Annotated in this window: 8 protein-coding genes; 5 read left to right on the forward strand and 3 right to left on the reverse strand. The window is 71.4% G+C overall.

Features of this window, described 5'->3' with window-relative positions:
* Positions 1–96: 96 nt before the first annotated feature.
* Positions 97–1,338: a cell division protein DivIVA gene (locus ACI2K4_RS31865; RefSeq protein WP_404516657.1), complete on the reverse strand. Its 1,242-nt coding sequence runs from the start codon at positions 1,336–1,338 to the stop codon at positions 97–99.
* A gap of 401 nt (positions 1,339–1,739) precedes the next feature.
* Entirely contained in the window at positions 1,740–2,690 is a 951-nt protein-coding gene (locus tag ACI2K4_RS31870; protein ID WP_404516659.1) for a TIGR03621 family F420-dependent LLM class oxidoreductase, read from the reverse strand.
* Between the two features lie 173 nt (positions 2,691–2,863).
* Here ACI2K4_RS31870 and ACI2K4_RS31875 point away from each other — a divergent pair, with 173 nt between their 5' ends.
* The gene (locus ACI2K4_RS31875) at positions 2,864–3,745 is read left to right on the forward strand and encodes a hypothetical protein (protein WP_404516661.1); all 882 of its coding nucleotides are present in this window, start codon (positions 2,864–2,866) and stop codon (positions 3,743–3,745) included.
* Positions 3,746–3,877: 132 nt separating this feature from the next.
* Here the strand turns inward: ACI2K4_RS31875 and mce are convergent, their stop codons facing one another.
* Positions 3,878–4,351, reverse strand: a complete 474-nt coding sequence (gene mce, locus ACI2K4_RS31880; protein WP_404516663.1) for a methylmalonyl-CoA epimerase — start codon at positions 4,349–4,351, stop codon at positions 3,878–3,880.
* A gap of 65 nt (positions 4,352–4,416) precedes the next feature.
* Between mce and ACI2K4_RS31885 the strand changes: the two genes are divergently transcribed.
* From ACI2K4_RS31885 to ACI2K4_RS31900, 4 genes are all read left to right on the forward strand, one after another.
* Positions 4,417–5,616: an acetyl-CoA C-acetyltransferase gene (locus ACI2K4_RS31885; protein WP_404516665.1), complete on the forward strand. Its 1,200-nt coding sequence runs from the start codon at positions 4,417–4,419 to the stop codon at positions 5,614–5,616.
* A complete protein-coding gene (meaB, locus tag ACI2K4_RS31890) occupies positions 5,613–6,590 on the forward strand; it encodes a methylmalonyl Co-A mutase-associated GTPase MeaB (RefSeq protein ID WP_404516666.1) in 978 nt (325 codons plus the stop codon). The genes ACI2K4_RS31885 and meaB overlap by 4 nt, the downstream gene beginning before the upstream one ends.
* 399 nt (positions 6,591–6,989) lie before the next feature.
* Positions 6,990–7,418 carry an Asp23/Gls24 family envelope stress response protein gene (locus tag ACI2K4_RS31895; RefSeq protein ID WP_404516668.1) on the forward strand — a complete coding sequence of 143 codons (429 nt, stop codon included), beginning with the start codon at positions 6,990–6,992 and terminating at the stop codon, positions 7,416–7,418.
* Positions 7,419–7,596: 178 nt separating this feature from the next.
* Positions 7,597–9,285, forward strand: coding sequence for a methylmalonyl-CoA mutase (locus ACI2K4_RS31900; protein ID WP_404516669.1), 1,689 nt, complete (start codon positions 7,597–7,599; stop codon positions 9,283–9,285).
* Positions 9,286–9,368 lie beyond the last annotated feature (83 nt).

Here is a 9,368-nt window from a genome sequence, read left to right on the forward strand (position 1 = left end):
GTACTCTCCTGCCCCGTTCGGCGGATCCTCCCGGAATCCGGGACGGTCCGGGCCGACAGCTCCCGACAAAATCCGGCGACGGCCGGAGAAGTCCGGTCAGCTCGCCGCGTCGGCGGTCTTCCGCTCCTCCGCGTCGTCCTTCTTGGCCTCCGGCTTGGCCGGCGCGGTCGGCACGATCCCGGCCAGGCCGGACAGCATCTGCCCGAGCTGGGAGGTGACCGCGTCCTTCTGCCGGGTCAGGTCCTCGACCTCGCGGCGAGCCGCCTGCGTGGTGAGGTCCGCCTCGGTACGCGCCTCGTTGAGCAGACGGTTCGACTCGGCCCGTGCCTCGTTCAGGGTCTTGTCGGCGAGAGCCTTGGCCTTCTCGACCGTCTCCGCCGCGGTGCGCTCGGACTCGACCCGCCGCGCCTCGGCGCGCTGCTCGATTTCCTTGGCCCGGTCCTGGGCGGCCCGCGCGCGCTGCTCGGCCTCGCCGACCAGCTTCTGCGTCTGCGCCACCTGCGCGGCGTGCCGCTCGGACTCCTCGCGCTCGGACTTCTCCCGGCGCTCGGCCAACTGGAGCTCCAGCGCCTGCAGGTCCTTGTCGCGCTTGTCCCGGGCGTCGGTGAGCAGTTTGGTCGCCTCGGCGCGCTTCTCCTCGGCCTCGCGGGCCGCCTTCGCGCGCTGCTGGGTGATCTCACGCTCGGCGGTCGCGCGCAGGGTGGCGACCTCACGCTCGACCGTGGACTTCAGCTCGGCCACCTCGTGCGCGGTGACCGTGCGCAACTGCTTGGTCTCCCGGTCGGCGTCGGCGCGCAGCGTGTCCGCCTCGCGACGGGCCTGCACCCGGACCTCGGCCGCCTCCCGCTCGGCGGTGGTACGGACGGTGCCCGCCTCCCGCTCGGCGGTGGCCTTCATCGCGGCGGCCTCGGCCCGTGCCTTGTCGGTGATCTCGCGCGCCTCGAGCCGGGCGGCGGAGAGGATGCCCTCCGACTCCCGCTTGGCCTCGCTGCGGTGGTCGTTGGCCTGTTCCTCGGCGAGACGGAGGATCTGCTCGACCCGGGTGCCGAGCCCGGAGAGGGTGGGCCGGCTGTTCTCTTCGAGCTGCTTGTTGGTGTCGGTGAGCTTCTGCTCGACCGAGGCGAGGCGCTGTTCGGCCTGGCGGAGCCGACGCTGCGCGTCGTTCATCCGCTGCTCGGCCTCGGCGCGCGCCTGCTCGGACTGGGCCAACGCCGCGGTCAGCCGCCCGAGGTGGCCGTTGACCTGCTCGCGGTCGTAGCCACGAAGGGCAACCGTGAAGTCGGGCTGTGAGTTCGCGTTCTCGAAGAACGTAAGAGGGGAGGACTGCTGCTGGGGCATTGGGACATACTGGCAGACACACCGGGGTCCACCGCAAGAGCTGACCGGCGTTATCACGCGCCGTTCACATGGTCAACGAGGACCGGTCGGCCTGGCGTACCCTGGCGTGATCTTGGCAGCTCCCGGGGGCCGGCGCCGGCCGCGCCGCCGGTCACGCGGACCGGTCGCCGCTTCTTTACTGACGTACGTCCTAACGACTCCCGAAGTAGAGCGGAACGAGCGAATAGACCTGGATCGAACCGGCAGAAAGACAATCGGCGAGTGATCCGAATAGACGTTGGCGGAGGTCCGTCCGGATACCGGCACACCGTGTCGGCGGGCCGGAGTCGGCGGACCGGGCTCGACGTCCGACGGCCGGGCTCGACGTCCGACGGCCGGGCTCGACGTCCGACGGGCCGGGCTCAGCGTCCGGCGAGCCGGGCCACGATCGGGGCGGCGGCCTCCAGGTTGCCGCCCAGGTGCAGATAGTTGATGCCGAACCGCTCGCGCAGGGCGAAGAGCTGGTCCACGCACTCCTCGACCTCGCCGTGCAGCACCGACGGGGAGGCGGCGAGGGTGGCCGGGTCGGCGAGCGCGGCGTGACTGGAGGTTGACCGGTGCTCCACGCCCCGGTGGGTCACCCGTACGTCGAAGAGGCGCAACTGGAACTCCAGCGCCGCCGGGTCGCGGCCGGCGTTCCGGGCGGCGTCCCGGGCCCAGGCCACCTTCCGGTCCATCCGCTCCGGGCTCATCTCGGCCACCGCGGCCAGCGGGTCGACCTCCGGCGCGAGCCGGGGGTTCACCCCGACGATGTCGGCGGTGCGCCCGGCGAGTTCGAGCACCCGCCGGCTTCCCCCGCCGACCAGCAACGGCGGCCGGGGGCGCCGCACCGGCTTCGGCAGGCCGTCCAGTTCGGTGAGCTGGTAGTGCCGGCCGGTGTAGGTGACCGGCTTGTCGCCGAAGAGGGCCGTGATCACGTCGATCGCCTCGGCCAGCCGGTCGACCCGTACCCCGGCGGGATCGAACGGCAGGCCGACGGCGTCGTGGTCGTCGCGCAGCCATCCGGCCCCCAACCCCACCTCCACCCGGCCGCCGGAGAAGACGTCGAGGTTCGCCATCGACTTGTGCAGCAGCACCGGGTGCCGGAAGTCGTTGCAGAAGACCATGCCGAGCACCCGCAGCGTGCTGCTCGCCTCGGCCGCCACGGTCATCGCGACCAGCGGGTCCATCGCCCAGCCGCCGGTGAGGTGGTCGGAGACGGAGACCGAGCTGAAACCGAGCTGCTCGATCCGGCGGATCTCGTCGCGCCACTGCGGCACCGGACGGTTCAACGGCGGCATCGAGGCGGTGAACCGGAACGGGAGCGTGGACATCGCCCGACTCTAGGTGGGCGGGCCCCGGGTACGCCTCCGACATCACCGCCCGGGGCAGGCGAAGTCGGATTGTCGACAACCGGCCCGGGTCCGGCCTTCAGGTCCTTCCGGCATTCCGGTGGCGCGGCTTACCGTGACCCCCGGCTGGGATCCCGTTGCCGCAGGAGGCCGTTATGACGGTGGTGTACTTCGACTCTCCCATGTCCGACGACGAGCGGCGGCGCAAGCTCTTCGGCGGGGACCTGTTCGTTTACTCGCCCACCCCGCACTCGATGGCGCTGGTCGCCTTCGCCCGGGAGATGGTCGAGTCGGCGTTCGCACCGCACTTTCCGCCGGACGCGCAGCACCACCTGGCCGGGCCCGAGTACGTCCGGGTGCTGGCCGACCTGAAACCGACCTTCATCAACCACCCGCGCAGCAAGGAACTGGTCCGGGGCATGCTCGCCGACCTCGGTGCCGACCTGGAGCAGACCTACTTCGACGTACCCCGGCTGCGGAGTATGACCAGCGAGTACCTCAACGCCGGGCTGACCCTCCAGTTCGAGTCGCACCGGGACACCTGGTTCTCCGCGCCGATGTCGCAGCTCAACTTCTGGATGCCGGTGTACGACGTCGAGGAGGCCAACGTGATGGCCTTCCACCCGCCGTACTTCGACAACGGGGTGCGCAACAGCTCCCGCGACTACAACTACGCCGAGTGGGTGGCGTACGGCCGTACGGCGGCGGCGCAGCAGGTCGACACCGAGACCCGCAAGCAGCCGGAGGCCGAGGAGCAGGTCAACCGCGAGCCGGACATCCGGGTGATCACGCCCCCCGGCGGCGTGCTGCTCTTCTCCGGCGCGCAACTGCACACCACCGTGCCGAACACCTCCGGCAAGACCCGCTTCTCCATCGACTTCCGCGCGGTCAACCGGCGGGACGTCGAGGAACGGGCGGGCGCGCGCAACGTCGACTCCGAGTGCACCGGCACCACGCTCGGCGACTTCCTCCGCGCGACCGACCTGGAGCCGCTGCCCGCCGAACTGATCCGGTCGTACGACACCGTGCCGGCCTGACGGCCCCCGTTCCGGATCGCCCCGGACCGATCGGCTCCCCACGACCGGTCCGGGGCGGTGCGTCTTTCCCGGCCGCCGCCGGCCGCGCCCCGATTGGCGCACGGTGTCCCGGCCTCGGCACGGGTTGTCGGGTCAGTGCGACGCGGCGGGCTGCACCAACTCCACCAGGACCCCGCCCGCGTCCTTCGGGTGGACGAAGTTGATCCGGGAGCCGGCTGTGCCGGGCCGGGGGGTGTCGAAGAGCAACCGCATGCCCCGCTCCCGCAGCGCCGCGCTGGCCGCCTCCACGTCGGCCACGGTGTACGCCACCTGCTGCACGCCGGGTCCGGACCGGTCGAGGAACTTCGCGATGGTCGACTCCGGCGAGAGCGGGGCCAGCAACTGGAGGTGGCCGCCCTCGGGGGTCGGGCCGACCTGGAGCATCGCCTCGCGTACGCCCTGTTCGGTGTTGACCTCGGTGTGTACGCAGCGCATACCGAAGACCCGCTGGTAGAACTCGATCGCGCTGTCAAGGTCGGCGACCGCTACACCGACGTGGTCGATACGTTGGAGACCGATGTCTGTGACGTAGTCCGCAGCGGTCTCGGCGGGGTGCTCTTCTGCCATGGCGCTAGTCTGGCCGAACATTCGTTAAGGTGCACGGTCGGCCCACCCCTCGGAGGCGGAGAGTCATGGCTTCGGTGATCGTCAGCGGCGCGCGTACCCCGATGGGGCGGCTGCTGGGCAACCTCAAGGACCTGTCCGCGACCAAGCTCGGCGGGATCGCGATCCAGGGTGCGCTGGAGCGTGCCGGGGTCGCCCCCGAGCAGGTGCAGTACGTGATCATGGGGCAGGTGCTGCAGGCCGGCGCCGGGCAGATCCCGGCCCGTCAGGCCGCGGTCGAGGCCGGCATCCCGATGAACGTACCGGCTCTCACGATCAACAAGGTCTGCCTCTCCGGCCTGGACGCGATCGCCCTGGCCGACCAGCTCATCCGGGCCGGCGAGTTCGACATCGTGGTGGCCGGCGGCATGGAGTCGATGACCAACGCCCCGCACCTGCTCCTCGGCCAGCGGGCCGGCTACAAGTACGGCGACGTGGTGGTCAAGGACCACATGGCGCTGGACGGGCTGACCGACCCCTGGGACTGCTGCGCGATGGGGGAGTCGACCGAGCGGCACGGGGTACGGCACGGAATCACCCGCGAGGAGCAGGACGCGTTCGCCGCGACCAGTCACCAGCGGGCCGCCGCCGCGCAGAAGAACGGCGTCTTCGCCGACGAGATCGTCCCGGTGACCCTGCCACAGCGCAAGGGTGACCCGGTGGTGGTCAGCACGGACGAGGGGATCCGCCCGGAGACCACGGTCGAGACGCTCGCCCGGCTCCGGCCCGCCTTCACCCCCGACGGCACGATCACCGCCGGCAGCTCCTCGCCGATCTCCGACGGCGCCGCCGCGGTCGTGGTGATGAGCAAGGCCAAGGCGGTCGAGCTGGGCCTGACCTGGCTGGCCGAGATCGGCGCCCACGGCAACGTCGCCGGCCCGGACAACTCGCTGCACTCGCAGCCGTCGAACGCGATCAACCACGCGTTGCGCAAGGCCGGTCTCGGCGTCGGCGACCTGGACCTGGTCGAGATCAACGAGGCGTTCGCGGCGGTCGGCGTCCAGTCCACCCGTGACCTGGGCATCAGCGACGAGATCGTGAACGTCAACGGCGGCGCGATCGCGCTCGGCCACCCGATCGGCATGTCCGGCGCCCGGCTCGTGCTCACCCTCGCGATGGAGCTGCGCCGCCGGGGCGGCGGCACCGGGGCGGCGGCGCTGTGCGGCGGTGGTGGTCAGGGCGACGCGTTGATCGTGCACGTACCGCGCGGTGCCGGCGAGCGGGCGTGACGGTGCGACGTGGTCGGGACGTACCGCTGCTGGTCGACCGGGCCCGCGACGGTGACGCCCGGGCGGTCGCACGCCTGATCACCCTGGTGGAGTCCGGGGACGAACTGCTGCCCGAGGTGGCCGCGGCGCTCGCGCCGTACTCCGGGCAGGCCCAGGTGATCGGGCTGACCGGGGCGCCCGGGGTGGGCAAGTCGACCACCACCAACGAACTGGTCCGGAGCCTGCGCGCCGCCGGTCACCGGGTCGGGGTGCTCGCCGTCGACCCGTCGAGCCCGTTCACCGGCGGGGCGATCCTCGGCGACCGGGTACGGATGCAGGAGCACGCCACCGATCCGGGCGTCTTCATCCGTTCCATGTCCAGCCGGGGCCACCTGGGCGGGCTGGCCGCCGCCACCCCCCAGGCGGTACGGGTCCTGGAGGGCGCCGGCTGCGACGTGGTGCTGGTCGAGACGGTGGGCGTCGGGCAGGCCGAGGTGGAGGTGGCGTCGCTCGCCGACACCACGCTGGTGCTGCTCGCGCCCGGGATGGGCGACGCGATCCAGGCGGTCAAGGCTGGCATCCTGGAGATCGCGGACGTGTTCGTGGTCAACAAGGCGGACCGGGACGGCGCCGACGCGACCGTACGGGACATCCAGGGGATGATCGCGCTGGGCGAGCGCGGTCCCGGGCAGTGGCGTCCGCAGGTGGTCCGCGCGGTCGCCGTACGGTCCGAGGGGATCGACGACGTCGTCGGCGCGATCGAACGGCACCGGGCCTGGCTGGTCGCGCACGACGAGTTGCGGCGGCGTCGGGAGGCGCGGGCCGTAGCCGAGGTGGAGGCGATCGCGCTCGGCGTGCTCCGGGCCCGGCTCGGCTCGTTGCGGGACGGCACCGGGCTGGCCGGTCTCGCCGCCAAGGTGGCCGCGGGTTCGCTCGACCCGTACGCCGCCGCCGGTGACCTGCTCGCCGAACTGGACCACCGCTCGACCCGCTGACCGCCGCGACCGCGCCGTCTCCCGTTGAACCGTCGCGTCGCCTGGCACCGTCCCCCGCTGAAACGCCGCGACCACGCCGTCGCCGCGACCACGCCGCGCCGTCCCCGGCTGTCGCCGCGACCACGCCGCGCCGTCCCCGGCTGTCGCCGCGACCACGCCGCGCCGTCCCCGGCTGTCGCCGCGACCACGCCGTCGTCCGCTGCCGTCGGGCCCGCCGGCTGCGGCTCGGGCGTTAACAGGGGGCCCTTCCTATACGGAAAGCGATAACAGGGGGCCCTTCCTTTCACGGGTCCGGGGTGGACAGTATCCGTCAGGTTGTGCCACGTCAGCGGGCTGGCGAGTAGGCTCCGTGATCGCGCAGGGCGCCGGGTGGGCGCCCAGACCAGGGGAGAAGCGAGCATGAGCGAGGCTGTAGAGAACACCGCGGGCGACGCCGCGACCACGGCGGCGCCGGCCGCCGCGCCGCGCGGCACCACCGCGATCTCCGAGGAGGTCGTGGAGAAGATCGCCGGTACGGCGGCGCGTGAGGTGCCGGGCGTCGCCGATCTCGGTGGTGACGTGGCGCGGTTCTTCGACAACGTGCTGAACCGGATCGGGCTGGACGAGGTGGGCGACGCCGGTCGTGGCGTCTCGGTGGAGGTGAAGGGGACCGCCGCCGTCATCAACGTGGTGATCGTGATCGAGGCCGGTCAGGTCGTGGGCGAGGTGACCGAGGCGGTACGGGTGAAGGTCATCGAGGCGGTCGAGAAGTACGGTCTCACGGTGACCGAGGTGAACGTCAAGGTCGACGACATCGAGCTCCCCGCCGCACCGGCCGCTGGCGCCTGAGCCCGGTACGCCGGCTGATCCGTCAGCCGAACAGTTGCCGTGATACTGGGACCTTTCGCCCCGGATCGCCCTCGATCCGGTGGCGGAAGGTCCCCGACGGCGAGGCTGGCTTAGTGATCGTTCAGGAGTGCCCTCTATGCTCGACTGGCAGTCGAGGACTCGAGGAGGAGCTCTCCGGATGAACGCCGACGAGATCGATGCCGGCCGGGCCCGCTGGCAGGCCCGGTACGACGCGGCCCGCAAACGGGACGCCGACTTCACCACCCTGTCCGGCACGCCCGTCGAACCGGTCTACGGACCCCCGGCGGGGACCGACCACCCCGGGTTCGAGCGAATCGGCTGGCCGGGCGAGTACCCGTACACCCGGGGTCTCTATCCGACCGGCTACCGGGGGCGGACCTGGACCATCCGGCAGTTCGCCGGCTTCGGCAACGCCCAGCAGACCAACGAGCGCTACAAGATGATCCTCGGCGCCGGGGGCGGCGGGCTCTCGGTCGCCTTCGACATGCCGACCCTGATGGGGCGCGACTCCGACGACCCCCAGTCGCTCGGCGAGGTCGGCCACTGTGGTGTCGCGGTCGACTCGGCCGCCGACATGGAGACGCTCTTCGACGGCATCGACCTGGCCGGCACCACCACCTCGATGACCATCTCCGGGCCGGCCGTCCCGGTCTTCTGCATGTACCTGGTCGCCGCCGAGCGGCAGGGTGCCGACCTGTCCAGGCTGGACGGCACGTTGCAGACCGACATCTTCAAGGAGTACATCGCGCAGAAGGAGTGGCTCTTCGCGCCGGAGCCGCACCTGCGCCTGATCGGCGACCTGATGGAGTACTGCGCCCGGGAGATCCCGCGCTACAAGCCGTTGTCGGTCTCCGGCTACCACATTAGGGAGGCCGGCTCGACCGCCGCCCAGGAGTTGGCGTACACCCTCGCGGACGGGTTCGGCTACGTCGAACTCGGGCTCTCCCGGGGGCTGGACGTGAACGTCTTCGCCCCGGGCCTCAGTTTCTTCTTCGACGCCCACCTCGACTTCTTCGAGGAGATCGCCAAGTTCCGGGCCGCTCGCCGGATCTGGGCCCGCTGGCTGCGCGAGGTCTACGGCGCGACCGACGAGCGGGCGCTCTGGCTCCGCTTCCACACCCAGACCGCCGGCGTCTCGCTGACCGCGCAGCAGCCGGTCAACAACGTCGTACGGACTGCGGTCGAGGCGCTCGCGGCCGTCCTCGGCGGCACCAACTCGCTGCACACGAACGCGCTGGACGAGACGCTCGCGCTGCCGACCGACTCCTCGGCCGAGATCGCGCTCCGGACCCAGCAGGTGTTGATGGAGGAGATCGGCGTGACCAACGTCGCCGACCCGCTCGGTGGCTCCTGGTACGTCGAGGCGCTCACCGACCGGATCGAGGCCGAGGCGGAGGAGATCTTCGCCCGGATCCGCCAGTTGGCCGGCGACGGACCACACCCGATCGGCCCGATGACCTCGGGCATCCTGCGTGGGATCGAGGACGGCTGGTTCACCGGCCAGATCGCCGAGGCGGCGTTCAGCTACCAGCAGGCTCTGGAGAAGGGCGAGAAGAGGATCGTCGGTGTGAACGTACACACCGGTACGGTCGCCAAGGAACTGGAGATCCTGCGTATCTCGCACGAGGTGGAGTTGGAGCAGCGCCGGATCCTCGCCGCGCGCAAGGCGGGACGGGACAACGCCGCGGTGGAGGCGGCACTGGCCCGACTGGTGGCCGTCGCCCGTACCGACGAGAACATGATCCCGGCCATGCTGGACGCGTCCCGCGCCGAGGCGACCCTCGGCGAGATCTGCGACGCCCTCCGCACCGAATGGGGCACCTACCAAGAACCCCCCCGCTTCTAACTCGAAAATCGAACCGCAGGCAGACGCGCGGCAGCATCCCGCGTAGCGAAGCGGAGCGGGATGGGTGCTTGCCGGGTGGGCGG

Source organism: Micromonospora sp. NPDC050397, from assembly GCF_044901685.1.
In the GTDB taxonomy this organism is placed as follows: Bacteria; Actinomycetota; Actinomycetes; order Mycobacteriales; family Micromonosporaceae; genus Micromonospora_G.

Excerpts from the sequence above, each read along its gene's own strand:
- ACI2K4_RS31870 (WP_404516659.1), bottom strand. The coding sequence starts at position 2,690 with ATGTCCACGCTCCCGTTCCGGTTCACCGCCTCGATGCCGCCGTTGAAC.
- ACI2K4_RS31900 (WP_404516669.1), top strand. The coding sequence starts at position 7,597 with ATGAACGCCGACGAGATCGATGCCGGCCGGGCCCGCTGGCAGGCCCGG.
- ACI2K4_RS31895 (WP_404516668.1), top strand. The coding sequence starts at position 6,990 with ATGAGCGAGGCTGTAGAGAACACCGCGGGCGACGCCGCGACCACGGCG.
- mce (WP_404516663.1), bottom strand. The coding sequence starts at position 4,351 with ATGGCAGAAGAGCACCCCGCCGAGACCGCTGCGGACTACGTCACAGAC.
- ACI2K4_RS31865 (WP_404516657.1), bottom strand. The coding sequence starts at position 1,338 with ATGCCCCAGCAGCAGTCCTCCCCTCTTACGTTCTTCGAGAACGCGAAC.
- ACI2K4_RS31885 (WP_404516665.1), top strand. The coding sequence starts at position 4,417 with ATGGCTTCGGTGATCGTCAGCGGCGCGCGTACCCCGATGGGGCGGCTG.
- ACI2K4_RS31875 (WP_404516661.1), top strand. The coding sequence starts at position 2,864 with ATGACGGTGGTGTACTTCGACTCTCCCATGTCCGACGACGAGCGGCGG.